The organism is Pseudomonas sp. WS 5059, assembly GCF_012985525.1.
In the GTDB taxonomy this organism is placed as follows: Bacteria; Pseudomonadota; Gammaproteobacteria; order Pseudomonadales; family Pseudomonadaceae; genus Aquipseudomonas.
The window spans coordinates 710072-735445 of sequence record NZ_JAAQWO010000003.1 but is presented as its reverse complement, the minus strand read 5'-3'; the positions used below and the strand labels follow the sequence as shown (position 1 = coordinate 735445).

Here is a 25374-nt window from a genome sequence, read left to right as displayed (position 1 = left end):
GTCAAGCGGGTCATGCTTTATTATCACGCATCTTTTTCAGACCATCGAGAGGCGTGCGGCCCACACCGCGGGCAGATGGCACGCAGGAAGCCCGGACTAATAAGATGGCATTGAAATCCCCCGCGTTTCGTAGAAAATTTCCGTTGCTGGTAACCGGCAGTCTGCTGGCCATGCAACCTTTCGCCACCTCATTCGTGGTCGCCGCGGAACAGTATGACTGCTCAGTCTCTGCTTCGGGTGCCTGGGATTGCGCGCCAAAAGCCAGCGCAGCCCCTTTGCCACCGCGTCCGGTGCATGACGGCAGTGCCGTCAGCTCGGCCAATGGCACGCCGCAAGGCGAAGCTGGCGGTGCCGAAGCCGTGCCGCAGACCAAGCTGGTCACCGAATCCAAGGGCCGTGGCCTGCGCTCGCGTAGCGCCGACTACAGCCACCTGGACTGGGTCCCTCGCGAGAAACTCACCGCCGCGCAACTGGCCGAAACCGGTCCTTATTGCGCCGGTGCGTACATCGAGCCGATCCGTCCTGGCATGAACGACAAGACGGACAAGAGCGACGCGCCGACCTTCATCGGTGCCAAGGCCTCTCGTTACGAGCAGGAAACCCAAGTCGCAACCCTGGCCGGTGACGTGGTCATGCGCCAGGGCAGCATGCAGGTCGAGGCCGACGAGGCCAGCCTGTACCAGGCCGAGAACCGTGGCGAGCTGAACGGCAAGGTGCGTTTGCGCGACAATGGCGCGCTGATCGTTGGCGACCACGCCCAGGTCCAGTTGGACACGGGTGCGGCCCAGATCGACAACGCCGAATACGTGATGCACAAATCGCGCATCCGCGGTAACGCGCTGTACGCCAAGCGTGCCGAAAACGCGATCATCCGCCTCAAGGATGGTACCTACACCACCTGCGAGCCGGACAGCAACGCCTGGCAACTGCGCGGCAACAACATCACGTTGAACCCGGCCACCGGCTTCGGTACGGCGACCAACGCGACGTTGCGGGTCAAGAACATCCCGATCCTGTACACCCCGTACATCTACTTCCCGATTGACGATCGTCGTCAGTCCGGCTTCCTGCCGCCGAGCTTCAGCTCGGGTGGGGAAAGTGGCTTTACGCTGGTGACACCGTACTACTTCAACCTGGCGCCGAACTACGATGCCACGCTGTACCCGCAATACATGACCAAGCGCGGCATGTTGATGGAAGGCGAATTCCGCTACCTCACCAAGTCCAGCGAAGGTCAGTTCGGCGGCGCGTACCTGAACGATGACAGCGACGAGCGGAAGAAACAGAGCGACTACAACAAAACCCGCTATATGCTCAATTGGCAGCATAAGGGTGGGTTGGATTCGCGGCTGTTGACTCAGATCGACTACACCAAGATCAGCGATCCGTTCTACTTCCAGGATCTGAAGTCCAATCAGATTGGCGTTGAGTCTCGTGAGTTCGTCAACCAGCAAGGTGCTGCCAGCTATCGCGGCGATACCTATACCGCTCAGTTGAATTTGCAAGCCTACGAGCTGGCGACGATCTCCCAGATCACTCCGTACAACCGGTTGCCGCAGTTAACCATCAATGGTGCACTGCCTTACCGTCCTGGTGGGCTGTACTTTGCTTATGACGCCGAGGCTGTCCGGTTTGATCGGGATTTGAGGACTGGCAATATCTTCAATAAAGATGGAGGCCCGCTCCCCAACGGCGAACCCCGTCTGGACACCTACGTGAGAGGCCTGACCCGTGCAAACGGCACGCGCTTGAACGCAGCACCAAGCGTATCGTTGCCGATGACCTCGAGTTACGGTTTCATCACGCCAAAGCTCAAGTACGCCTACACCAAATACGATCTTGATCTCGACGGCGCCGGCAAACAGCAAATGATTGACGCGGGCCAGAAATTCAAGAGCTCGCAAGATCGCTCCATTCCAATCGCCAGTGTCGATAGCGGGCTATTTTTCGACCGCAGCACCCAGTGGTTCGGCAAGGATTACACCCAAACCCTGGAACCGCGCCTGTTCTATCTCTATGTTCCAGAGAAAGACCAGTCCGATATCCCGGTATTCGATAGCAGCGAAACCACGTTCAACTACAACTCGCTGTTCCGCGACAACCGTTTCTCGGGCACTGACCGGATCGGCGACGAAAACAAACTGTCCCTGGGCGTGACCAGCCGCTGGATCGAAGAAAACGGCTTTGAGCGTCAGCGTGTGGCCATCGGCCAGGCGCTATACTTCAAGGACCGCGAGGTTCAACTGCCTGGCATCGTAGCCGCCGACCGTGCCGACTCGCAGTCGGACGTCTCGCCAATTGCCCTGGACTACGAGTTCCGCTTCAACCGCGACTGGCGCGCCACTGCCGACTACAACTGGGACACCGAGGAGCACGCCGCCCGTTCCGGCAGCGCGATGTTCCACTATCAGCCAGAAGACAACCCGAACAAGGTTATCAACGTTGGCTACCGCTATCGCAACGACCAGGTCGTCTACAACCAGCTGACCGGCAAATGGCAGTTTGGCGGCGATTACGGCACCGAAGGGCAGCCAGGTTTCGAGAAGGATTACTACAAAATCCAGCAACACGACTTCTCGATGATGTGGCCGATCGTTCCGCAGTGGAACCTGATCACCCGCTGGCAGTATGACTACGCACGCAACCGTACCCTGGAAGCCTTTGGTGGTTTCGAGTACGACAACTGCTGCTGGAAACTGCGCGTGATCAACCGTTATTGGGTTTCCAACGACGAATACACCCAGATCGCCCCGCAGAACGAAAAAGGCGACCACGGGCTCTTCCTCCAAATCGTCCTCAAAGGACTCGGCGGCCTGACTGGCGCCAAGGTAGAGAGCTTCCTCGACAAAGGCATCCAAGGTTATCGTGAACGTGAAGATCAAGCTTTCTGATTGTCTGCGCCCGCTGATGCTGGGCGCGCTGTTCTTGGGTACTGCAGCGGCACACGCTGCAGTGCAACCGTTGGACAAGGTCGTGGCCATCGTCGATAACGACGTGATCATGCAGAGCCAACTCGACCAACGGGTCAAGGAAGTTCAGCAAACCATCGCCAAGCGTGGCGGTGGCGTGCCACCGACCAGCGTCCTGGACCAGCAGGTGCTGGAACGCCTGATCGTCGAAAACCTGCAATTGCAGATTGGCGACCGTTCCGGCATCCGTATCACCGACGAAGAGCTGAACCAGGCCGTCGGCACCATCGCTCAACGCAACAACATGAGCATTGATCAGTTCCGCGCGGCCCTGGCCCATGACGGTTTGTCCTATGAGGACGCCCGTGACCAGATCCGCCGCGAAATGATCATCAGCCGTGTGCGCCAGCGCCGTGTGGCCGAACGCGTGCAGGTATCGGAGCAGGAAGTGAAGAACTTCCTGGCCTCGGACCTGGGCAAGATGCAGCTCTCCGAAGAACTGCACCTGGCCAATATCCTGATCCCGACGCCAGACAGCGCCAACGCCGAGCAGCTCAACGCCGCAGCGGCCAAGACCCAGGCGATCTATGACCGTCTCAAGGCCGGTGCTGACTTTGCGCAGATGGCCATTGCCCAGTCCGGCAGCGACAACGCCCTCGAAGGCGGTGATATGGGCTGGCGTAAAGCCGCTCAACTGCCACCACCGTTTGACCGCGAGTTGAGCGCCATGGAAGTGGGTGGCATCACCCAACCTGCGCGCACCCCTGGCGGCTTCATCATTCTGAAGTTGCTGGAGCGTCGCGGCGGTGAGGCTTCGTTGAAGGACGAAGTGCATGTCCGTCACATCCTGGTCAAGCCAAGTGAAATCCGCACCGAGGCTCAAACCAAGGAGCTGGCGCAAAAGATCTATGAGCGCATCGAAGGCGGTGAAGACTTCGCTACCCTGGCCAAAAGCTTCTCGGAAGACCCGGGTTCTGCCCTCAACGGCGGCGACCTGAACTGGATCGACCCACGAGCCCTGGTGCCCGAGTTCCAGCAAGTCATGAACGATACGCCGCAAGGCGTGCTGTCCAAGCCGTTCAAGACCCAATATGGCTGGCACGTCCTGGAAGTCCTTGGCCGCCGCGCCACCGACAACACCACCCAGGCCCGTGAGCAGCAAGCATTGACCGTACTGCGTAACCGCAAATACGATGAAGAGCTGCAAACCTGGCTGCGTCAGATCCGTGACGAAGCCTACGTGGAAAACAAGCTCCCTGGCGCCGACACAACAGGCACCGACCAGGCAGCCCAGTGAAACCCCAGCGTTTCGCGTTGACACCCGGCGAGCCGGCCGGCATAGGTCCAGACCTGTGCCTGCTGCTTGCCTCGCAAGCCCAGCCTCATCCCCTGATTGCCATTACCAGCCGTGACCTGCTCCTTGAGCGGGCCGCGCAACTGGGCGTGGCTGTCGACTTGTTGCCCGTTTCGCCGGGCAACTGGCCCGACCAGCCGGCCCCCGCGGGCAGCCTGTACGTGTGGGACACCCCGCTGCAGGCCAAGGTAGTCGCCGGGCAGTTGGACAAGGCCAACGCCGCCTTCGTCCTGCAAACCCTGACCCGCGCCGGACAAGGCTGCATCGACGGTGACTTCGCTGGGATGATCACGGCGCCGGTGCATAAAGGCGTGATCAACGAAGCCGGTATCGCCTTTTCCGGCCATACCGAGTTCCTTGCCGAGCTGACCCACACCGAACAGGTGGTGATGATGCTGGCAACCCGTGGCCTGCGCGTGGCACTGGTGACCACTCACCTGCCCTTGCGCCAGATTGCCGATGCCATCACGCCAGAGCGCCTGGAACGCGTCACGCGCATCCTGCACGCTGACCTGCAACAGAAATTCGGCATCGCCCAGCCGCGAATCCTCGTGTGCGGCCTCAACCCCCACGCGGGTGAAGGCGGCCACCTGGGCCATGAAGAAATCGACATCATCGAACCCACACTAGAGCGTCTGCGCCAAGAAGGCATGGACCTGCGTGGCCCATTGCCCGCCGACACTCTGTTTACCCCCAAATATCTGGAGCACTGCGATGCAGTGCTGGCGATGTACCATGACCAGGGGCTGCCCGTGCTGAAATACAAAGGTTTCGGCGCCGCAGTCAACGTGACCCTGGGCCTGCCGATCATCCGCACCTCCGTCGACCATGGCACCGCCCTGGACCTGGCGGGCAGCGGCAAGATCGATACCGGCAGCCTGCACGTGGCCCTGGAAACCGCCTATCAGATGGCCGAGACCCGTATATGACCGAGCATTACCAACACCGGGCGCGCAAGCGCTTCGGGCAAAACTTCTTGCACGATGCCGGCGTTATCGACCGCATCCTGCGCTCTATCCATGCCAAGCCCGAAGACCGCCTGCTGGAAATCGGCCCGGGCCAGGGCGCGCTGACCCAGGGCCTGCTCAATAGCGGTGGCCAACTGGATGTGGTTGAGTTGGACAAGGACCTGATCCCTATCCTCAACCAGCAATTCGCCGGCATGCCCAACTTCAACCTGCACCAGGGCGATGCGCTGAAGTTCGACTTCACCAGCCTCAATGCCGCGCCCAACAGCCTGCGTGTGGTTGGCAACCTGCCTTACAACATCTCCACGCCGCTGATCTTTCACCTGCTGAACAACGCAGGGATCATCCGCGACATGCATTTCATGTTGCAGAAGGAAGTGGTCGAGCGCCTGGCGGCCGGCCCTGGCGGCGGCGATTGGGGTCGCCTGTCGATCATGGTCCAGTACCACTGCCGGGTCGAGCACCTGTTCAATGTGGGTCCGGGCGCGTTCAACCCGCCGCCAAAAGTCGACTCGGCCATTGTGCGCCTGGTGCCACACGCGGTTCTTCCGCACCCGGCCAAGGATCATCGCCTGCTGGAACGAGTGGTACGCGAAGCCTTCAACCAGCGTCGCAAGACCCTGCGCAATACACTCAAGGCATTGCTGAGCAACGCCGAGATCGAAGCCGCCGGTGTCGACGGCAGCCTGCGCCCGGAGCAGTTGGACCTCGCCGCGTTTGTACGCCTGGCGGACCAGCTAGCGATTCAGCCTGCACCCGCTGCCGACTGACCCATCGCCGGCAAGCCGGTTCCTACAAGGGTGGACATCAGGTCATACAGCATGTCTGGCCTAGTGCCCACCTCATGGCCTAGACTGATCCGCATCTGCTGTCCTCCGCTTTTGCTCTTAAGGCCTCTTGCATGTCCGATCCTCGCTATCAGATCGACGTCAGCGTCGTCACCCGCTTCCTGGCGGAACAATCCCAACCCGAACAGAACCGCTTTGCCTTTGCGTACACCGTCACGGTGAAGAACAACGGCCAAGTGCCCGCCAAGCTGCTGTCGCGTCACTGGGTGATCACCGACGGTGACGGCCATGTCGAGGAAGTGCGCGGTGCCGGCGTCATCGGCCAACAGCCCCTGATCGACAGCGGCGCCAGCCATACCTACAGCAGCGGCACCGTGATGACCTCCAAGGTCGGCACGATGCAAGGCAGCTACCAGATGCTTGCCGAAGACGGCAAACACTTCGACGCCATCATTGCTCCCTTCCGCCTGGCGGTGCCCGGAGCCCTGCACTGATGGCAACCTATGCTGTCGGCGACCTGCAAGGCTGCCTGGAGCCGCTCAAATGCCTGCTTGATCGCGTAGCCTTCGACCCGGCCAAGGATCGCCTGTGGCTGGTGGGTGACCTGGTCAACCGCGGCCCGCAATCCCTGGAGACCCTGCGCTTTCTTTATGGCCTGCGCGACTCCCTGGTCTGCGTGCTGGGCAACCACGACCTGCATCTGCTGGCGGCCGGCAATAACATCGAGCGTCTGAAAAAAGGCGACACCCTGCGGGAAATCCTCGAAGCCCCGGATCGCGCCGAATTGCTCGACTGGCTGCGCCGACAACCGCTCTTGCACTACGACGAGGGGCGCAATACCGCCTTGGTACATGCTGGCATTGCGCCGCAGTGGACCCTGAAAAAGGCCCTCAAGTGTGCCGCCGAGGTCGAAACCGTCCTGGCCGATGACACCCTGTTCGCCACTTATCTGGACGGCATGTACGGCAATGAGCCAGTGAAGTGGGATAACGATCTGACCGGCGTCGCCCGCCTGCGGGTCATTACCAACTACTTCACGCGCATGCGCTTCTGCACCGCCGAAGGCAAACTCGACCTCAAGAGCAAGGAAGGCGCCGACACCGCCTTGCCCGGCTACAAACCCTGGTTCGCCCACAAGGAGCGCAAGACCCGCGACACGAAGATCATCTTCGGGCACTGGGCCGCCCTCGAAGGTCACTGCGACGAACCCGGCGTATTCGCCCTCGACACCGGTTGCGTGTGGGGCGGGGCCATGACCCTGATGAACATCGACACCGGCGAGCGCCTGAGCTGCCAGTGTGAATCTCCCCTTCCCGTAACACTGCCCGCTGCCGCCAAGCGCTAGACGCCGCTTGCCGCACGCCCAAGGAGCCCGCCATGAGCGAATTCAAACGTATCCCTCCCGAACAAGCCCAGGCCCTGCGCGAGCAAGGCGCCGTAGTGGTGGATATCCGGGATCCCCAGACCTACGCCCTGAACCACATCAAGGGCGCACGGCATCTGGACAATCACAATATCGCCGACTTCATCCGCGCCGCCGACCTCGACGCACCCGTGATCGTGGCCTGCTATCACGGCAACTCCAGCCAGAGCGCGGCGGCCTACTTGGTCAGCCAGGGCTTCTCCGATGTCTACAGCCTGGACGGCGGCTTTGAGCTGTGGCGTACGACGTATCCTGCGGAAATTGCCACAGGCGATTCGCAATAATTTTTTTAAACCCCGCTACCCCGCGTGACGCTTGGGCTCGCGCCGTTTCTGACGAACGGTGCGCCCAAACTAATTAGGCATCTCGCCTTGACCTCCCGGATTCCCAACTATCATTAAGCGCAGGCCATCCAAAACAGGGGAGAGCCGGTACACCGGCGTGCGGGTCATCGGTAGCGTTTCAGGGTGTTCTGGGGGGAAATGGCCACGGCAAGCGCCACTGGCTGCCAGCATCGACTGATTGATCCGGCGTCGGCTCCACGTATCGAGCGAGGTGACGACGTCATGAGTATTTTTAGCCACTTCCAACAACGCTTCGAGTCCACACAGCAGGAAGAGCTCACGCTGCAAGAGTATCTCGAGCTGTGCAAAAAGGACCGCAGTACCTACGCGTCTGCCGCCGAGCGCCTGCTACTGGCGATTGGTGAGCCGGAGCTGGTAGACACCTCCAATAATTCGCGACTATCGCGAATATTCTCCAACAAGGTCATCCGCCGCTACCCGGCCTTTGAAGACTTCCATGGCATGGAAGAATGCATCGACCAGATCGTCTCCTACTTCCGCCATGCCGCCCAGGGCCTGGAAGAGAAGAAACAGATCCTCTACCTGCTCGGCCCTGTGGGCGGCGGTAAATCCTCCCTGGCCGAAAAACTCAAGCAACTGATCGAAAAGGTGCCTTTCTACGCGATCAAGGGTTCCCCGGTATTCGAGTCGCCCCTGGGCCTGTTCAACGCCACGGAAGATGGCGCGATCCTCGAAGAAGACTTCGGCATTCCACGGCGCTATCTCAACACCATCATGTCGCCCTGGGCCACCAAGCGCCTGGCCGAGTTCGGCGGTGATATCAGCCAGTTCCGGGTGGTGAAGCTCTATCCATCTATTCTCAACCAGATCGGCGTCGCCAAGACCGAACCGGGGGATGAGAACAACCAGGATATTTCGGCGCTGGTGGGCAAGGTCGATATTCGCAAGCTGGAGGAGTTCCCGCAGAACGACGCGGACGCCTATAGCTACTCGGGCGCACTGTGCCGGGCCAACCAGGGCCTGATGGAGTTCGTGGAGATGTTCAAGGCGCCGATCAAGGTGCTGCACCCACTGCTTACCGCGACCCAGGAAGGCAACTACAACAGTACAGAAGGCCTGGGCGCGATTCCGTTTACCGGCATCCTGCTGGCCCACTCCAACGAATCGGAATGGCACACCTTCCGCAACAACAAGAACAACGAAGCCTTCATCGACCGGATCTATATCGTCAAGGTGCCGTACTGCCTGCGGGTCAGCGATGAAATCAAGATCTACGACAAGCTGCTGTTCAACAGCTCCCTGGCCAAGGCCCATTGCGCACCCGACACCCTGAAGATGCTCGCCCAGTTCACCGTGCTGTCGCGCCTCAAGGAGCCGGAAAACTCGAATATCTATTCGAAAATGCGCGTCTACGACGGGGAAAACCTCAAGGACACCGATCCCAAGGCCAAATCGATCCAGGAATACCGCGACACGGCAGGCGTCGATGAGGGCATGAACGGGCTGTCGACGCGCTTCGCCTTCAAGATCCTGTCCAAGGTCTTCAACTTCGACCCCCACGAGATCGCCGCCAACCCGGTGCACCTGCTCTATGTCCTGGAGCAACAGATCGAACAAGAGCAGTTCCAGGCTGAAACCCGCGAGCGCTACCTGCGTTTCCTCAAGGAGTACCTGGCGCCGCGCTATATCGAGTTCATCGGCAAGGAAATCCAGACCGCCTACCTGGAGTCCTACAGCGAATACGGCCAGAACATCTTCGACCGCTATGTGCTGTACGCAGACTTCTGGATCCAGGACCAGGAATACCGCGACCCGGAAACCGGCGAGATCCTCAATCGCGTAGCCCTCAACGAAGAACTGGAGAAGATCGAGAAACCGGCCGGCATCAGCAATCCGAAGGATTTCCGCAACGAAATCGTCAACTTCGTGTTGCGCGCCCGGGCCAACAACAATGGCAAGAACCCTACCTGGCTCAGCTACGAGAAGCTGCGGGTGGTCATCGAGAAGAAAATGTTCTCCAACACCGAGGATCTGCTGCCGGTCATCAGCTTCAACGCCAAGGCCAGCAAGGAGGATCAGCAAAAACACAACGACTTCGTCACACGAATGGTCGAGCGCGGCTACACCGACAAACAGGTACGGCTGCTCTCCGAGTGGTACCTGCGGGTTCGCAAATCGCAGTAAGGCAGCGACAGGCGTGCGCTGCCGGGCCTATGGCCTGGCAGCTGACCGTTTGTCTCTAAGCTTCCAGCTCGCGGCTTGAAGCTTGTAACGTGAAGCTGCCCGGAGGGCTCCCTATGAGCTATGTGATCGACCGACGCCTCAATGGCAAGAACAAGAGCACGGTAAACCGCCAGCGTTTCCTGCGGCGTTACCGTGACCACATCAAAAAGGCCGTCGAAGAGGCGGTGAGTCGCCGCTCCATTACCGATATGGAGCACGGCGAGCAGATCAGCATTCCCGGACGGGATATCGATGAGCCGGTGCTACATCACGGCCGCGGCGGTAAACAGACCGTGGTTCATCCGGGAAACAAGGAATTCACCTCCGGCGAACACATCCAGCGTCCTCAAGGCGGTGGCGGCGGCAAAGGCCCAGGCAAGGCCGGCAACTCCGGCGAAGGCATGGACGAGTTCGTATTCCAGATTACCCAGGAGGAGTTCCTCGAATTCATGTTCGAGGACCTGGAGCTGCCCAACCTGGTCAAACGCAACCTGACCGGCACCGACACCTTCAAGACCGTACGCGCCGGCATCAGCAACGAGGGCAACCCCTCGCGCATCAATATCATCCGTACCCTGCGTTCAGCCCATGCCCGGCGTATCGCCCTATCTGGTAGCAGCCGCGCCAAACTCAAAGAGGCCAAGGAAGAACTGGCGCGATTGAAGCGCGAAGAGCCAGACAATTTCGGCGATATCCAGGAAATCGAAGCAGAAATCGAGAAACTCAGTGCGCGTATTCACCGCGTACCGTTTCTCGACACCTTCGACTTGAAATACAACCTGCTGGTCAAGCAACCCAACCCCAGCTCCAAGGCAGTGATGTTCTGCCTGATGGACGTTTCCGGCTCCATGACCCAGGCGACCAAGGACATCGCCAAGCGCTTCTTTATCCTGCTGTACCTGTTTCTCAAGCGTAACTACGACAAGATCGACGTGGTGTTTATCCGCCATCACACCAGTGCCCGCGAGGTCGACGAAGAAGAGTTTTTCTATTCGCGGGAGACCGGCGGCACCATCGTGTCCAGTGCGCTGAAACTGATGCAGGAAATCATGGCCGAGCGTTATCCGGCCAACGAATGGAACATCTACGCGGCTCAGGCTTCCGACGGCGACAACTGGAACGACGACTCGCCCATCTGCCGCGACATCCTGATCAACCAGATCATGCCGTTCGTGCAGTACTACACTTATGTGGAGATTACCCCCCGCGAGCACCAGGCCCTGTGGTTTGAATACGAGCGCATCGGTGAAGCCTTCGCCGACACCTTCGCCCAGCAACAACTGGTCTCGGCCGGCGATATCTATCCGGTCTTCCGTGAACTCTTCCAGCGCAGGTTAGTGACATGACCGCCAAAGAGCATAAGCGCCAACCCATTTCCACGGGGTCCGAATGGACCTTCGAACTGATCCAGGCCTATGACCGGGAAATCAGCCGTATTGCGGCCGGATATGCCCTGGATACCTATCCCAACCAGATCGAAGTGATCACCGCCGAGCAAATGATGGATGCGTATGCCTCGGTGGGCATGCCCCTGGGCTACCACCATTGGTCCTACGGCAAGCACTTCCTCAGCACGGAGAAGTCCTACACCCGTGGCCAGATGGGGCTGGCCTATGAAATAGTGATCAACTCCGACCCGTGCATTGCCTACCTGATGGAAGAAAACACCATCTGTATGCAGGCCCTGGTGGTGGCCCACGCGTGCTATGGCCACAACAGCTTTTTCAAGGGCAACTATCTGTTCCGCACCTGGACCGACGCCAGTTCGATCATCGATTACCTGGTGTTCGCCAAGCAGTACATCATGCAGTGCGAGGAGCGCCACGGGATCGATGCGGTGGAAGACCTGCTCGACTCCTGCCATGCCTTGATGAACTACGGGGTAGACCGCTACAAGCGCCCCTATCCGATTTCCGCCGAGGAGGAACGGTTACGGCAGAAGGACCGGGAAGAGCATCTGCAAAAGCAGATCAACGACCTGTGGCGCACCATCCCCAAACGCGCCGACAAGAATAGCGACAAGGACAATGCGCGCTTCCCCGTCGAGCCCCAGGAAAACATCCTGTACTTCCTGGAAAAACACGCCCCGCTGCTGGAGCCATGGCAACGGGAGATCGTGCGGATCGTGCGCAAGATCGCCCAGTACTTTTATCCACAGCGCCAGACCCAGGTGATGAACGAAGGCTGGGCAACGTTCTGGCACTACACCCTGATGAACGACCTTTACGACGAAGGCCTGGTGACCGACGGCTTCATGATGGAGTTCCTCACCTCACATACCAGCGTGGTCTTCCAGCCAGGCTTCGACAGCCCCTACTACAGCGGCATCAACCCCTATGCCCTGGGCTTCGCCATGTACCGGGATATCCGGCGCATGTGCGAACACCCCACTGAGGAAGATCGCCGCTGGTTCCCGGAGATCGCCGGCAGTGACTGGCTATCGACCATCAAGTTCGCCATGAGCAGCTTCAAGGACGAGAGCTTCATCCTGCAGTACCTGTCACCCCAGGTGATTCGTGACCTCAAGCTGTTCAGCATTCTGGACGACGACCTCAAGGACGACCTGCTGGTACCTGCCATCCACGATGAAGCCGGCTACCGCACCATCCGCGAGACCCTAGCGGCCCAATACAACCTGGGCAACCGCGAGCCCAACGTGCAGATCTACAGCATCGATATGCGCGGTGATCGCTCCCTGACCCTGCGCCACCAGCAACACGACCGCAAACCCCTGGGAGAATCCACGGACGAAGTGCTCAAGCATCTGCACCGGCTATGGGGCTTCGATATCCACCTGGAGACCCTGCAAGGCGATCAGGTCATGAAGACCCATCACGTGCCGCCGCGCAACGAACATAACGACAACGATTACGGCCGCCTGGACCTGGCCGTGGTTCACCTTTGACGCAGCAATGCCTCCATTGGCCGGCCGCAGGCGTTATCCTGTAGGGCTAATGGAGGCTTTTTCATGCAAATCTACAAAGTCGGTGGAGCGGTACGTGATCGCTTGCTCGGCATCCCCGTTACCGATATCGATCGGGTCGTAGTAGGCGCCACCACTGAAGAAATGCTCGCCCTGGGCTATCGCCCAGTGGGCTCTGACTTTCCGGTGTTCCTGGACCCAAAAAACAACGATGAGTACGCCCTCGCCCGCACCGAACGCAAAAGCGGTCGGGGTTATGGCGGCTTTGTGTTTCATGCCAGCCCCGAAGTCACCCTCGAACAAGACCTAATCCGCCGCGATCTGACTATCAACGCGATCGCCGAAGACGACGACGGCAACCTGACCGATCCGTACAACGGCCAGCGCGACCTGCAAGCAAGGGTACTGCGTCACGTTTCCCCGGCCTTCGCCGAAGATCCCCTGCGCGTACTGCGGGTCGCGCGGTTTGCCGCACGTTATGCCGGTCTCGGTTTCACTATCGCCCCCGAAACCCTGGAATTGATGCGTCAGCTCAGCGACTCCGGCGAACTGGAAGCCCTGACGCCGGAACGCAGCTGGAAGGAAATTTCCCGGGCCCTGATGGAAGATCAGCCACAGGTGTTTATCCAGGTGCTGCGCGACTGCCATGCCCTGAAAACCCTGCTACCGGAAGTGGATGCCCTGTTCGGTGTACCCCAACCCGAAGCTCATCACCCTGAGATAGATACCGGCATCCACACCCTAAGCGTGCTGCAACAGGCGGCCCTCCACGCCCAACCCTTGACGGTGCGCTGGGCCTGCCTGCTGCATGACCTGGGCAAGGGCCTGACACCTGTGGATAAGTTGCCCCGGCATATTGCCCACGAGCAACGGGGCCTGAAACTGATCAAAGCCGTCAATGAGCGCTTCAAAGTGCCCAAGGATTGCCAGGAATTGGCGCTACTGGTCGGCGAGTATCACACCCATGGTCATCGGGCACTGGAGCTGAAGGCCTCGACCCTGCTGGAGTTGCTGCAGAGTTTTGATGTCTTCCGTCGACCACAGCGCTTTGAAGAGTTTGTCGTCGCCTGCGAAATGGACGCACGGGGTCGCAAGGGCCTTGAGCAGCGAAGTTATCCACAGGCGGATTACTTGCGTGCTGCCGCGCAGGTGGCGCGGGCCGTGGCAGTGGCGCCGCTGCTGGAGAAGGGTTTCAAGGGCCCGGAGCTGGGCGAGGCGCTCAAGCGTGAACGGCTCAAGGCTCTGAAAGCCTACAAGGACCAACACTCACTGTAGGCGCTGGCGAGCCGGCTTCTACAGGTCTGGGGTGAGTGGGCGGCCACGCCATTCGAAGGCAACCGGTGCCAGTACCTGGTCGATTTGTGCATCCCGCCACAGCGCGGCAAATGTCTTGCCGACTTCAGGATGCACGCGTTCGGGTGCCATCAACGACAGCGGCCACAACACAAAGGCGTTTTTCAGGATTTCTGCCCGCGGCAACACCAACCCATCAAAATTACCGCTCAGGTCGCCATACAGCAGCACATCAATATCCAGGGGCAAACCCTTGCGATCCGGCGCATAGCGGCCATTGTCGGCCTCGATGGACTTCAGCCGGCGATCCAGTTCCATCAACGGCAAATCGGTGTACGCCGATACCACCAGATTGAAGAACGGCCCGCTCTTGATCCCCACCGGCTGACTTTCGAATACGGCAGAACAGCGCATATCGGTCAAAAAGCCATCCAACGCGTCAAGACCCGCCTGCAAACGGGCCTCGCGCTCGATATTGCTGCCAAGACCAAGGTAAACCTGAGTTAGCGACATCCGCGCTCGATCTCCACGCCCACGCCCTTGGCGGCCGGGACGGCACCGGGCTTGGTCAACTTGAGGTGCAGCCAGGGGATCTGGAATTCTTCCATCAAGACCTGCGCCAGGCGCTCGGCAAACGTTTCCACCAGTTGGAATTGCGCCTGCGCGGCAAAGGCCTGGATGCGCGTGGAAACACTGGCGTAGTCGAGGGCCAGGGTCAGGTCATCACCGGCTGCGGCCGGGCGATTGTCCCAGGCGAAACTCAGGTCCAGGCGCAGGCATTGACGGATACCTCGCTCCCAGTCGTAGGCCCCGATCACGGTGTCGACTTCCAGGCCTTCGATAAACACTCTGTCCAAGCACTCTTCTCCACAGCACGACAAGGGCGCAATGCCCCGTTAGAATCAAGGCGTCCTCGCCCGGAATAGTTAGCATGTCTTGGTTACTGGCGACCCTCGCCTACCTGCTCGGCTCGCTGTCCTTTGCCATCTTGCTCAGCCGCCTGACGGGAAATCCCGACCCGCGAATGAGTGGCTCGGGCAATGCCGGCGCCACCAATATGTTGCGCCTGGCCGGCAAAAAGCTCGCCGTACTGACGTTGTTCGGCGACGTATGCAAAGGCCTGTTGCCCGTGCTGATCGCCGACCTCGCCGGCCTCTCCCTGCAACAACAAGCCTGGATCGGCGTGTGTGCCGTGCTCGGCCATCTGTTCCCGCTGTACTTTCGCTTTCGCGGTGGCAAGGGCGTCGCGACGGCCGCCGGCATGCTACTGGGGATCTACCCTCCAGCGGCGCTGCTGGCCATTGCCGCCTGGCTGCTGACGTTCTACCTGACCCGCACCAGCTCCCTCGCCGCATTGATCGCCACCCCCCTGACCCTGCCATTGCTGGCCTGGCAGGAGCCGGCTGCCCTGCTGCCGATGAGCGTACTCACCCTGCTGATTGTATGGCGCCATCGCGGCAATTTACGCGACCTGTTTGCCGGGCGCGAACGGCATTTTTAAATACGCCCGGTGAACCCGACTCATGTTCGTCGATCACAACGGCGGCAGTTGCTCCATCGGCCAACGCGCCTGCACGCTGATGGCCAGGCTCTCATGCTGGCCCGCCTGCAAGCGCTGGCAACCGGCGAAGGCGATCATCGCGCCGTTATCGGTGCAGAACTCAGGGCGCGCGTAAAACACATCGCCCTTGAGGTCGCCGAGCATTTTTTCCAGTGACAAACGCAATGCCTTGTTCGCGCTGACGCCTCCAGCGATGACCAGGCGCTTCATGCCGGCCTGCTTCAGGGCACGCTTGCACTTGATGGTCAAAGTCTCCACCACCGCCTGCTGGAACGCCAGAGAGATGTCGCAACGGGCTTGCTCGCTGTCGTCCCCGGCGCTGACGCTTTGCTGCCAGGTGTTCAAGGCGAAGGTTTTCAAGCCACTGAAACTGAACATCAGGCCTGGGCGATCACACATCGGACGCGGGAAGGTATAGCGCCCCGCCACGCCTTTTTCCGCCAGGCGCGCGATTTCCGGACCACCGGGATAATTGAGGCCCATCATCTTGGCGGTCTTGTCGAAAGCTTCACCGGCGGCATCGTCCAGGGTCTCCCCCAGAAGCGTGTACTGGCCGATTGCATCGACCTGAACCAGCTGCGTATGGCCACCGGAAACCAACAAAGCGACGAACGGGAACCCAGGAGGGTTTTCTTCCAGCATCGGCGCCAGTAAATGGCCTTCCATATGGTGCACGCCAAGGGCTGGAATACCCCAGGCAAACGCCAGCGCCTGGGCGCAGGAAGCCCCAACCAGCAGGGCCCCGACCAATCCAGGGCCGGCGGTATAAGCGATGGCATCGATCTCGGTGGCGACGCAGTCGGCCTCGTCCAGCACCTGTCGAATCAATGGCAGCATGCGTTTGACGTGATCACGGCTAGCGAGCTCCGGCACCACCCCGCCATAGGCCCGATGCAGATCGATCTGACTGAACAGCGCATCGGCCAAAAGCCCGCGTTCACTGTCGTAAAGCGCGACGCCGGTCTCGTCGCAGGAGGTTTCTAAGCCCAGTACTAACATGGGTTTGCGCCTTGTAGAGGCTGAATTCGAAGGCGCGCATAATAGTCGCCACGTCCCCTCCCGACTAGCGGTTTTCGATCAGAGGCTTTGCATTCCGGGCAATGAGGGGTTAACATCCGCAACCCTTAAAAACCGACGACCTCAGCCGCGAATTTTTTGCGACGAGAACGTTGATTCCCGGTAATGAAAGAAGGTAGCTCTGGATGCCAGCCGTCAAAGTAAAAGAGAACGAACCCTTCGACGTAGCTCTGCGTCGTTTCAAGCGCTCCTGCGAAAAAGCCGGTGTTCTGGCTGAAGTTCGTAGCCGCGAATTTTATGAGAAGCCAACTTCTGAGCGTAAGCGTAAAGCAGCAGCCGCTGTTAAGCGTCACGCCAAGAAAGTTCAGCGCGAACAGCGCCGCGCCGTTCGTCTGTACTAATACACAGACGTTCGTAGCAAGCTTCTGCCAAGCCCGGCCCTCAGCCGGGCTGTTGGCATTTGCGGATATCGCTTGATGCTTCACCGTCGACGCCGCACATGCGACCGAGACAAAGCTTCACACGTCAGGACTGGCTCTTTTGCCAGCGGTGCACGTCTCTTCTGACGAGCCTATCAAGGCTACTGACGAGCACACCCATTTTCCAAGCAGGCGATCAATAGGTCGACTGTGCCCCACGATGAGCTTCCGAGGCCGCCATTGGCCGTGACCGGACTCCAGGGCAACGCTTTCAAACACGTCGAAGACTGATTGGAACTAACGTCAGTGAACGTTCGACAGATACACTTCCTGGCAGCCCAAGCAGACAATCGATGATCAAGCCGCCGCCATGCGCGTCTTGAGTGCGTCACGGGCCCTCATTTACACGCAGTGATGACGAGAACGCCATGGCCGGGCTAATTCCCCAGAGCTTTATTGACGACCTTCTGAACCGCACCGACATCGTCGATGTTGTCAGCTCGCGCGTGCAAATGAAAAAGGCTGGCAAGAACTACACCGCCTGCTGCCCGTTCCATAAAGAAAAGACCCCATCGTTCAGCGTCAGCCCCGATAAGCAGTTCTACTACTGCTTCGGCTGCGGCGCTGGCGGCAATGCCCTGGGCTTTATCATGGACCACGACAACCTGGACTTTCCCCAGGCCGTCGAGGAACTGGCTAAAGCCGCCGGCATGGAAATCCCCCGCGAAGAAAGTGGCCGGCCGCACAAACCGCGCCAGCCTACCGACTCGCCGCTGTACCCACTGCTCACCGCCGCCGCCGAGTTCTACCGCCAGGCCCTGAAAAGCCACCCACAGCGCAAAGCCGCCGTGAACTACCTCAAGGGCCGCGGACTGACTGGGGAAATCGCCCGCGACTTCGGCCTGGGCTTCGCCCCGCCAGGCTGGGACAACCTGTACAAACACCTGAGCAGCGACACCCTGCAGCAAAAGGCCATGATCGACGCCGGCCTGCTGGTGGAAAACGCCGAGACCGGCAAGCGCTATGATCGCTTTCGCGATCGAGTGATGTTCCCGATCCGCGACAGCCGTGGCCGCATCATCGCCTTCGGCGGACGGGTACTCGGTGACGACAAGCCCAAATACCTCAACTCCCCGGAAACCCCGGTGTTTCACAAGGGCCAGGAACTCTACGGCCTGTTTGAAGCGCGCAAGAACAACCGCAACCTCGATGAAATAATCGTGGTTGAAGGCTACATGGACGTTATCGCCCTGGCCCAGCAAGGCCTGCGCAATGCCGTGGCAACCCTCGGCACCGCCACCAGCGAAGAGCACATGAAGCGCCTGTTTCGCGTGGTGCCCAGCGTGCTGTTCTGTTTCGACGGCGACCAGGCCGGACGCAATGCGGCCTGGCGCGCCCTCGAAGCCACCCTCTCGAGCCTGCAGGATGGGCGCCGCGCGCGCTTTCTGTTCCTGCCCGAAGGCGAAGACCCGGATACCCTGGTGCGCTCCGAAGGTACCGATGCGTTTCGCGCGCGCATCCACCAGCACGCACAACCGCTGGCCGATTATTTTTTCCAGCAATTGACCGAGGAAGCCGACCCGCGCTCCCTCGAAGGCAAGGCCCATATGGCTACCCTCGCGGCACCGCTGATCGACAAGGTCCCCGGCGCCAACCTCAAGGCCCTGATGCGCCAGCGCCTGCTGGAGATCACCGGCCTGAGCGGCGAGGCGGTCAGCCAGCTGGTGCACAGCGCGCCCCAGGAGGCGCCACCAGCCTACGACCCGGGCTTCGACTACGACGCCATGCCGGACTACGCTGACTTTCACCAGCCTCAAGAGGCCTTTGTGCCTCAACAGGACTGGACGCCGAAGAAACCCGGCGCCGGCGGCAAGAAATGGGACAAGAAACCCTGGAGCAAAAACGGCAAGCATGGCGACCGCGACGAGGCTTACGCCCCGCGGACACCGGTGGCCGTAGAAGCGCCGACGCTGATTGCCCTGCGCACCCTGATCCACCACCCGCAATTGGCGGGCCGAGTGGAAAGCGCCGAACATTTTGCCAACGAGAGCAACACCTACGCCCAGGTGCTGATTGCCCTGATCGAGGCCGTACAAAAAAATCCTAAGCTAAACTCAATCCAGCTGATGGCCCGCTGGCACGGCACAGAGCAAGGACGTCTTTTGAAAGCACTCGCAGAAAAGGAGTGGTTAATTGACGGCGATAACCTTGAACAACAGTTTTTAGACACCATTACTAGGTTATCCGCGGGTCAGCACACGCAGACCCTCGACGAACTTATCAAGAAAGCAAGGCAGCCAGGATTATCGGCTGAAGAGCAAATTCAGATAGCAAAGCAGATGCGCGACCTCTTAAAACAGAATGTTTCCGCATCAAACCCGACCTCAGCTGGCGTGTGAGGTCATAGCTCGGGTATAATCCTCGGCTTGTTTTTTGCCCGCCAAGACCTTCAGTGGATAGGGTGTTATGTCCGGAAAAGCGCAACAGCAGTCTCGTATCAAAGAGTTGATCGTCCTTGGTCGTGAGCAGGGTTACCTGACTTACGCGGAGGTCAACGACCACCTGCCGGAGGATATTTCAGATCCGGAACAGGTGGAAGACATCATCCGCATGATTAACGACATGGGGATCAACGTATTCGAAGCTGCGCCAGATAAGGATTCTCTTATGCTGGCGGACGCCGATACCGACGAGGCCGCCGCTGAAGAAGCTGCTGCCGCGCTGGCTGCAGTGGAGACCGATATCGGTCGCACCACCGACCCTGTGCGCATGTATATGCGTGAAATGGGTACGGTTGAGCTGCTGACACGCGAAGGCGAAATCGAAATCGCCAAGCGTATCGAAGAGGGCATCCGCGAAGTGATGGGCGCAATTGCGCACTTCCCCGGCACGGTTGACCACATTCTCTCCGAGTACACCCGCGTTACCACCGAAGGTGGCCGCCTGTCCGACGTCCTGAGCGGTTATATCGACCCGGACGATGGCATTACGCCGCCTGCTGCCGAAATACCGCCGCCTGTCGACCCGAAAGCCGTGAAAGCGGACGACGAAACCGACGACGACGAGGCTGAAGCCAGCACCGACGACGAAGAAGAAGTCGAAAGCGGCCCGGATCCGATCATCGCAGCCCAGCGCTTTGGCGCGGTCTCCGACCAGATGGAACTTGCGCGCAAGGCCCTGAAGAAGCACGGTCGTGGCAGCAAGCAGGCTACCGCCGAACTGCTGGCCCTGGCTGAGCTGTTCATGCCGATCAAACTGGTGCCGAAGCAATTCGAAGGCCTGGTTGAGCGGGTTCGTAGCGCCCTTGAGCGTCTGCGTGCACAAGAGCGGGCGATCATGCAGCTCTGTGTCCGTGATGCGCGCATGCCGCGTGCCGACTTCCTGCGCCAGTTCCCAGGCAATGAAGTTGACGAAAGCTGGACCGACGCACTGGCCAAGGGCAAAAGCAAATACGCTGAAGCCATTGGTCGCTTCCAGGCCGACATCGTTCGTTGCCAGCAGAAGCTGACTGCATTGCAGACCGAAACCGGTCTGACGATTGCCGAGATCAAGGACATCAACCGTCGCATGTCGATCGGCGAGGCCAAGGCCCGTCGCGCGAAGAAAGAGATGGTTGAAGCGAACTTGCGTCTGGTGATCTCCATCGCCAAGAAGTACACCAACCGTGGCTTGCAGTTCCTCGACCTGATCCAGGAAGGCAACATCGGCTTGATGAAGGCTGTGGACAAGTTCGAATACCGTCGCGGCTACAAGTTCTCGACTTATGCCACCTGGTGGATCCGTCAGGCGATCACTCGCTCGATCGCCGACCAGGCCCGCACCATCCGTATTCCGGTGCACATGATCGAGACCATCAACAAGCTCAACCGTATTTCCCGGCAGATGTTGCAGGAAATGGGTCGCGAACCGACCCCGGAAGAGCTGGGCGAACGCATGGAAATGCCTGAGGATAAAATCCGCAAGGTATTGAAGATCGCTAAAGAGCCGATCTCCATGGAAACCCCGATTGGTGATGACGAAGACTCCCATCTGGGTGACTTCATCGAAGACTCGACCATGCAGTCGCCAATCGATGTCGCCACCGTTGAGAGCCTTAAAGAAGCGACGCGCGACGTACTGTCCGGCCTCACTGCTCGTGAAGCCAAGGTACTGCGCATGCGTTTCGGCATCGACATGAATACCGACCACACCCTTGAGGAAGTCGGTAAGCAGTTTGACGTGACCCGCGAGCGGATCCGTCAGATCGAAGCCAAGGCGCTGCGCAAGTTGCGCCACCCGACGAGAAGCGAGCATTTGCGCTCCTTCCTCGACGAGTGATCACAAAACCCCCAGGCCCAGGCCTGGGGGTTTTGCTTTGTGCAGATTAAATCCTCCTCGCTTTACCTCCCCCCGCAATGCCCGTCTACACTCGAAATATTCCCCGTGCCATAACGAGACCGTTATGCCCAGACTGCCGACCGTGCTACTGCTGTCGCTGCTGACCTGGACCGCAACGGCTGGCGCGTTGACTCTCACTGATGAAGAGCATGGCTGGTTGGCGGACCACCCGGAGTTGCGCCTGGGCGTTGACGCATCGTGGCCGCCATTTGAATATCGCGACGAAGAAGGCCGCTATCAGGGCCTGGCCGCTGACTATGTACGACTGATCCAGGAGCGCCTGGGCATCAAGGTCAGGTTGATCGAGCCTGCCAACTGGAGCGCCCTGCTGGAGCAGGCCAAGAACAATCAGCTCGACCTGTTACCGGGCATCATGTCCACCCCGGAGCGCCAGGGTTTCCTGGCATTTTCCAGGCCTTACCTCGACTTCCCCATCGTCATTCTTGCCCACGAAGGCGGCGCCCAGCCCCGTTCCCTCAAGGACCTGTATGGACTGAAGATCGCCGTGGTGGAGAACTATGCCCCCCACGAATTGCTGCGCACCCACCACCCCGACCTGAACCTGGTGGCGATGCCCAACGTCAGCTCGACCTTGCAGGCCCTGGCCACCGATGAGGTGGACGCCGTCGTCGGCGACCTAGCCTCCAGTGTGTGGAGCCTGCGCCAGCTTAAGCTCGACGGTTTGTACGTTAGTGGCGAAACGCCTTATCGCTACCAACTGGCAATGGGCGTACCCCGCGAGAACAAAATGTTGATCGGCATCCTCGACAAGGTGCTCGCCGACCTCAGCCCCAGCGAAATCAACGAAATCCAGGAACACTGGGTCGGCAATGTCATCGATCACCGAGCCTTCTGGACCGATCTGCTGCTCTACGGCCTACCTGCCGTGCTGCTGTTGAGTACCGTGCTGGCCATCGTGATTCGGATCAATCGCCGGCTCAGCTCGGAAATTTCCCGCAGGGTGGCCCTGGAACAGGAGCTGCGCAGCAGCGAGTACCATTACCGGGGATTGGTGGAAAGCCTGTCAGCCATCGCGTGGGAAGCAGACATCCGCGATTTCACCTACAGCTACGTGTCGCCCCATGCCGAGGAGCTGCTGGGCTATCCACGGGCGCACTGGCTGATCCCCGGCTTCTGGCGCAACATCATCCACCCTGCCGACCTGACCCGTGCCGACAGCTTCTGCCAACGGGAAACCCGCGCCAACCGCGACCACAGCATTGACTACCGGGTAATCACCGCCGATGGCCGTTGTTTGTGGGTCAGGGACATTGTCAGCCTGATCAAGCATGGGCATGAGCCGGTCATGCGCGGCCTGATGATCGATATCAGCGAGGCCAAGCGCACCGAGGAAGCGCTGCAGCTCTCGCAGGAGAAGTTCGCCTCGGTGTTCCAGCAATGTCCGGACATACTGGTGATCGCCCGCCTGTCCGATGGCTGCCTGCTGGAGGTCAACAAGGCATTCGAGGACCAGATTGGCCTGAGCGCCGCAGACGTGGTCGGTAAAACCGCCACCGAGCTGAACATCTGGGGCATCCAGGGCGTAGGCCCCAACCTGCTCAAGCGGGTGCAGACCACCAGCATCCGCAACCTGGAGATGCCGTTCCTGCGCAGCAATGGCCAGGCGTTCACCGGGCTGATCTCTGCCGAACCCTTCCAGCTCGATGCGACCGAAGCGTTGGTGGTGGTAGTGCGGGACATCACCCAACTGAAGGAAACCCAGCAACAGCTGCAAACTTCCGAAGAAAAGTTCGCCAAGGCCTTTCACGCCTCGCCCGACGGCTTACTGCTGACGCGCCAGCACGACGGCCTGCTGCTGGAGGTCAATGAAGGCTTTAGCCGCATCACCGGTTTCAACAGTGCGATGTCCCTGGACCAATCGACCCTGGACCTGGGCATCTGGGTGGACTTGAACGAGCGCAAGCACATGCTCGACCTGCTACAACGCGACGGCCTGGTGCGCGACTTCGTCTGCCATATCCGGCGCAATGATGGCCAGATTCGCCTGTGCGAGGTATCCAGCCGCCCGCTGCCCATTGGGGATGACGACTGCATGCTGACCATCGCCCGCGACATTACCGAACGTCAGTTGATGCAGGAAAAACTGCAACAGGCCGCGACGGTTTTCGAAAGCACTGCCGAAGGCGTGTTGATCACCGATACCCGGCAGAACATCAGCGCGGTCAACCGCGCCTTCAGCGAAATCACCGGCTACAGCGAAGCCGAAGCCCTCGGCCATACCCCGCGCCTGCTCGCTTCCGGCCTGCACGACAGCGCGTTCTACGCCGCCATGTGGCATCAACTGACGGCCAACGGCCACTGGCAAGGCGAAATCTCCAACCGGCGCAAGAACGGCGAGCTGTATCCCAGTTGGCTGACGATCAACGCCGTGCGCAACCTCGAGCAGTCAATCACCCACTTCGTGGCAGTATTTGCCGACATCTCCAGCCTCAAGCATGCTCAGGCGCGGCTCGATTACCAGGCGCACCACGACCCGCTCACCGGCCTGCCCAACCGCACGCTGTTTGAAAATCGCCTGCAAACCGCCCTCAACAACCAACAGGAAACCGGCAGCCAGGGCGCGGTGCTGTTTCTCGACCTCGACCGCTTCAAACACATCAACGACAGCCTTGGCCACCCGATTGGCGACCTGCTGCTCAAGGACATCGCGGTGCGCCTCAAGGAACAACTGCGCGATATCGACACCGTAGCGCGCCTGGGCGGTGACGAATTCATCATCCTGCTGCCCGGCCTGCAACAAGCCAGCGACGCCCAGCACCTGGCCAATAAACTGCTGGCCTGCTTCACCCTGCCCTTCCAGGCGGGCGAGCACGAGTTCTTTATCAGCGCCAGCATCGGCACCAGTTTCTATCCGCAGGATGGGATCGACGTCGCCACCCTGGTAAAAAACGCCGATGCCGCCATGTACCGCTCCAAGGCCAAGGGCCGCAATCGGGTTGAACGCTACACCCAGGACCTCACCGCCCAGGCCAATGAGCGCGTCGCCCTCGAACACGAACTGCGCCGGGCCATAGAGCGCGATGAGCTGTTTCTGTACTACCAACCAAAGCTGAGCCTGGACACCCAACAACTGATCGGCGCCGAAGCCCTGATCCGCTGGCGCCATCCCACCTTTGGCGACGTACCTCCCGAACACTTCATCGCCCTGGCCGAAGAGAACGGCATGATCCTGCAAATCGGCGACTGGGTCCTGGAGCAGGCTTGCCGGCAACTGCATCAGTGGCGCAAGTGCTACGACGACTTCGGCCCCCTCTCCGTCAACCTCGCCGGGGCCCAACTGCGCCACCCCAACCTGTTGGGGCGCATCGAGCAACTGCTGCGCGACAACCGCCTGGAACCGGACTGCCTGCAACTGGAGATCACCGAAAACTTCATCATGAGCCAGGCCGAAGAAGCCCTGGAAGTACTGCATAAACTCAAGCACCTGGGCGTACAACTGGCCATCGACGACTTCGGCACGGGCTATTCATCCTTGAGCTACCTCAAGCGCCTGCCCCTGGACTTCCTGAAAATCGACCAGTCCTTCGTCCGCGGCCTACCGGACGATCCCCACGACGCCGCCATCGTGCGCGCCATCATCGCCCTGGGCCACAGCATGCAATTCACCATCATCGCCGAAGGCGTGGAAACCCCCGCCCAGCAAGCCTTCCTCGCCGACGAAGGCTGCGAACAAATGCAAGGCTACATCGTCAGCCTGCCCCTGCCTCCCGAGATCTTCGCCGCGACCTTCCTTCACATGACCCATTCGGATTTTTCGGATAGCACAGTGGAGAAACCATCGTTATAATCCGCG

19 protein-coding genes are annotated in these 25374 nt (G+C 59.9%); 16 read left to right on the top strand and 3 right to left on the bottom strand.

What is annotated here, in order from left to right; all coding sequences use genetic code 11:
• Positions 1 to 104: 104 nt before the first annotated feature.
• The 11 genes from HBO12_RS12330 to HBO12_RS12280 all read left to right on the top strand — a co-directional run bounded on the left by HBO12_RS12330 (position 105) and on the right by HBO12_RS12280 (position 14168).
• Complete coding sequence (locus tag HBO12_RS12330; RefSeq protein WP_170042255.1) at positions 105 to 2891, top strand: LPS-assembly protein LptD; 2787 nt, start codon at positions 105 to 107, stop codon at positions 2889 to 2891.
• Complete coding sequence (locus tag HBO12_RS12325; RefSeq protein WP_169953814.1) at positions 2872 to 4206, top strand: peptidylprolyl isomerase; 1335 nt, start codon at positions 2872 to 2874, stop codon at positions 4204 to 4206. Before HBO12_RS12330 ends, HBO12_RS12325 begins: the two co-directional genes overlap by 20 nt.
• Positions 4203 to 5192 (top strand): 4-hydroxythreonine-4-phosphate dehydrogenase PdxA, encoded by a 990-nt coding sequence (gene pdxA, locus HBO12_RS12320; RefSeq protein ID WP_170042254.1) that lies wholly within the window; start codon positions 4203 to 4205, stop codon positions 5190 to 5192. The genes HBO12_RS12325 and pdxA overlap by 4 nt, the downstream gene beginning before the upstream one ends.
• Positions 5189 to 6001 (top strand): 16S rRNA (adenine(1518)-N(6)/adenine(1519)-N(6))-dimethyltransferase RsmA, encoded by an 813-nt coding sequence (gene rsmA / locus HBO12_RS12315; protein ID WP_169953812.1) that lies wholly within the window; start codon positions 5189 to 5191, stop codon positions 5999 to 6001. Before pdxA ends, rsmA begins: the two co-directional genes overlap by 4 nt.
• 131 nt (positions 6002 to 6132) lie before the next feature.
• Complete coding sequence (apaG, locus tag HBO12_RS12310) at positions 6133 to 6513, top strand: Co2+/Mg2+ efflux protein ApaG (protein ID WP_076962233.1); 381 nt, start codon at positions 6133 to 6135, stop codon at positions 6511 to 6513.
• On the top strand, positions 6513 to 7364 hold the full coding sequence (locus HBO12_RS12305; RefSeq protein WP_169953811.1) for a symmetrical bis(5'-nucleosyl)-tetraphosphatase: 852 nt from the start codon (positions 6513 to 6515) through the stop codon (positions 7362 to 7364). The genes apaG and HBO12_RS12305 overlap by 1 nt, the downstream gene beginning before the upstream one ends.
• 32 nt (positions 7365 to 7396) lie before the next feature.
• Positions 7397 to 7726, top strand: a complete 330-nt coding sequence (glpE, locus tag HBO12_RS12300) for a thiosulfate sulfurtransferase GlpE (protein WP_169953808.1) — start codon at positions 7397 to 7399, stop codon at positions 7724 to 7726.
• A gap of 282 nt (positions 7727 to 8008) precedes the next feature.
• Complete coding sequence (locus HBO12_RS12295; protein ID WP_017739508.1) at positions 8009 to 9931, top strand: PrkA family serine protein kinase; 1923 nt, start codon at positions 8009 to 8011, stop codon at positions 9929 to 9931.
• Between the two features lie 113 nt (positions 9932 to 10044).
• Positions 10045 to 11316: a YeaH/YhbH family protein gene (locus HBO12_RS12290; RefSeq protein WP_169953806.1), complete on the top strand. Its 1272-nt coding sequence runs from the start codon at positions 10045 to 10047 to the stop codon at positions 11314 to 11316.
• Complete coding sequence (locus HBO12_RS12285; RefSeq protein WP_169953804.1) at positions 11313 to 12875, top strand: SpoVR family protein; 1563 nt, start codon at positions 11313 to 11315, stop codon at positions 12873 to 12875. The genes HBO12_RS12290 and HBO12_RS12285 overlap by 4 nt, the downstream gene beginning before the upstream one ends.
• A gap of 63 nt (positions 12876 to 12938) precedes the next feature.
• On the top strand, positions 12939 to 14168 hold the full coding sequence (locus HBO12_RS12280) for a multifunctional CCA addition/repair protein (RefSeq protein ID WP_170042253.1): 1230 nt from the start codon (positions 12939 to 12941) through the stop codon (positions 14166 to 14168).
• A gap of 18 nt (positions 14169 to 14186) precedes the next feature.
• Here HBO12_RS12280 and folK read toward each other — a convergent pair whose 3' ends face one another.
• Together folK and folB are read right to left on the bottom strand one after the other, a co-directional pair.
• Positions 14187 to 14699: a 2-amino-4-hydroxy-6-hydroxymethyldihydropteridine diphosphokinase gene (folK, locus tag HBO12_RS12275; protein ID WP_170042252.1), complete on the bottom strand. Its 513-nt coding sequence runs from the start codon at positions 14697 to 14699 to the stop codon at positions 14187 to 14189.
• Entirely contained in the window at positions 14690 to 15043 is a 354-nt protein-coding gene (folB, locus tag HBO12_RS12270) for a dihydroneopterin aldolase (protein ID WP_029296829.1), read from the bottom strand. The genes folK and folB overlap by 10 nt, the downstream gene beginning before the upstream one ends.
• A gap of 74 nt (positions 15044 to 15117) precedes the next feature.
• Here folB and plsY point away from each other — a divergent pair, with 74 nt between their 5' ends.
• Positions 15118 to 15687 (top strand): glycerol-3-phosphate 1-O-acyltransferase PlsY, encoded by a 570-nt coding sequence (gene plsY / locus HBO12_RS12265; RefSeq protein WP_029296831.1) that lies wholly within the window; start codon positions 15118 to 15120, stop codon positions 15685 to 15687.
• Between the two features lie 33 nt (positions 15688 to 15720).
• On the opposite strand, the gene tsaD is transcribed toward plsY, so the two are convergent.
• Positions 15721 to 16746 carry a tRNA (adenosine(37)-N6)-threonylcarbamoyltransferase complex transferase subunit TsaD gene (gene tsaD, locus HBO12_RS12260; protein WP_169953798.1) on the bottom strand — a complete coding sequence of 342 codons (1026 nt, stop codon included), beginning with the start codon at positions 16744 to 16746 and terminating at the stop codon, positions 15721 to 15723.
• Between the two features lie 203 nt (positions 16747 to 16949).
• Between tsaD and rpsU the strand changes: the two genes are divergently transcribed.
• The 4 genes from rpsU to HBO12_RS12240 all read left to right on the top strand — a co-directional run bounded on the left by rpsU (position 16950) and on the right by HBO12_RS12240 (position 25368).
• The gene (gene rpsU, locus HBO12_RS12255; RefSeq protein WP_002551877.1) at positions 16950 to 17165 is read left to right on the top strand and encodes a 30S ribosomal protein S21; all 216 of its coding nucleotides are present in this window, start codon (positions 16950 to 16952) and stop codon (positions 17163 to 17165) included.
• Between the two features lie 446 nt (positions 17166 to 17611).
• The gene (gene dnaG / locus HBO12_RS12250) at positions 17612 to 19582 is read left to right on the top strand and encodes a DNA primase (RefSeq protein ID WP_169953796.1); all 1971 of its coding nucleotides are present in this window, start codon (positions 17612 to 17614) and stop codon (positions 19580 to 19582) included.
• A 67-nt stretch (positions 19583 to 19649) separates the two neighbouring features.
• Positions 19650 to 21500 carry an RNA polymerase sigma factor RpoD gene (gene rpoD / locus HBO12_RS12245; protein WP_169953793.1) on the top strand — a complete coding sequence of 617 codons (1851 nt, stop codon included), beginning with the start codon at positions 19650 to 19652 and terminating at the stop codon, positions 21498 to 21500.
• A gap of 124 nt (positions 21501 to 21624) precedes the next feature.
• Positions 21625 to 25368 (top strand): bifunctional diguanylate cyclase/phosphodiesterase, encoded by a 3744-nt coding sequence (locus HBO12_RS12240; RefSeq protein ID WP_170042251.1) that lies wholly within the window; start codon positions 21625 to 21627, stop codon positions 25366 to 25368.
• Positions 25369 to 25374: the final 6 nt, after the last annotated feature.

What these genes read in the sequence shown, in the direction of transcription:
- HBO12_RS12240 (WP_170042251.1), top strand. Translation starts at nt 21,625, where the DNA reads ATGCCCAGACTGCCGACCGTGCTACTGCTGTCGCTGCTGACCTGGACC.
- rpoD (WP_169953793.1), top strand. Translation starts at nt 19,650, where the DNA reads ATGTCCGGAAAAGCGCAACAGCAGTCTCGTATCAAAGAGTTGATCGTC.
- glpE (WP_169953808.1), top strand. Translation starts at nt 7,397, where the DNA reads ATGAGCGAATTCAAACGTATCCCTCCCGAACAAGCCCAGGCCCTGCGC.
- HBO12_RS12305 (WP_169953811.1), top strand. Translation starts at nt 6,513, where the DNA reads ATGGCAACCTATGCTGTCGGCGACCTGCAAGGCTGCCTGGAGCCGCTC.
- HBO12_RS12295 (WP_017739508.1), top strand. Translation starts at nt 8,009, where the DNA reads ATGAGTATTTTTAGCCACTTCCAACAACGCTTCGAGTCCACACAGCAG.
- folK (WP_170042252.1), bottom strand. Translation starts at nt 14,699, where the DNA reads ATGTCGCTAACTCAGGTTTACCTTGGTCTTGGCAGCAATATCGAGCGC.
- rpsU (WP_002551877.1), top strand. Translation starts at nt 16,950, where the DNA reads ATGCCAGCCGTCAAAGTAAAAGAGAACGAACCCTTCGACGTAGCTCTG.
- HBO12_RS12285 (WP_169953804.1), top strand. Translation starts at nt 11,313, where the DNA reads ATGACCGCCAAAGAGCATAAGCGCCAACCCATTTCCACGGGGTCCGAA.
- HBO12_RS12330 (WP_170042255.1), top strand. Translation starts at nt 105, where the DNA reads ATGGCATTGAAATCCCCCGCGTTTCGTAGAAAATTTCCGTTGCTGGTA.
- HBO12_RS12280 (WP_170042253.1), top strand. Translation starts at nt 12,939, where the DNA reads ATGCAAATCTACAAAGTCGGTGGAGCGGTACGTGATCGCTTGCTCGGC.
- rsmA (WP_169953812.1), top strand. Translation starts at nt 5,189, where the DNA reads ATGACCGAGCATTACCAACACCGGGCGCGCAAGCGCTTCGGGCAAAAC.
- apaG (WP_076962233.1), top strand. Translation starts at nt 6,133, where the DNA reads ATGTCCGATCCTCGCTATCAGATCGACGTCAGCGTCGTCACCCGCTTC.
- plsY (WP_029296831.1), top strand. Translation starts at nt 15,118, where the DNA reads ATGTCTTGGTTACTGGCGACCCTCGCCTACCTGCTCGGCTCGCTGTCC.
- HBO12_RS12290 (WP_169953806.1), top strand. Translation starts at nt 10,045, where the DNA reads ATGAGCTATGTGATCGACCGACGCCTCAATGGCAAGAACAAGAGCACG.
- dnaG (WP_169953796.1), top strand. Translation starts at nt 17,612, where the DNA reads ATGGCCGGGCTAATTCCCCAGAGCTTTATTGACGACCTTCTGAACCGC.
- tsaD (WP_169953798.1), bottom strand. Translation starts at nt 16,746, where the DNA reads ATGTTAGTACTGGGCTTAGAAACCTCCTGCGACGAGACCGGCGTCGCG.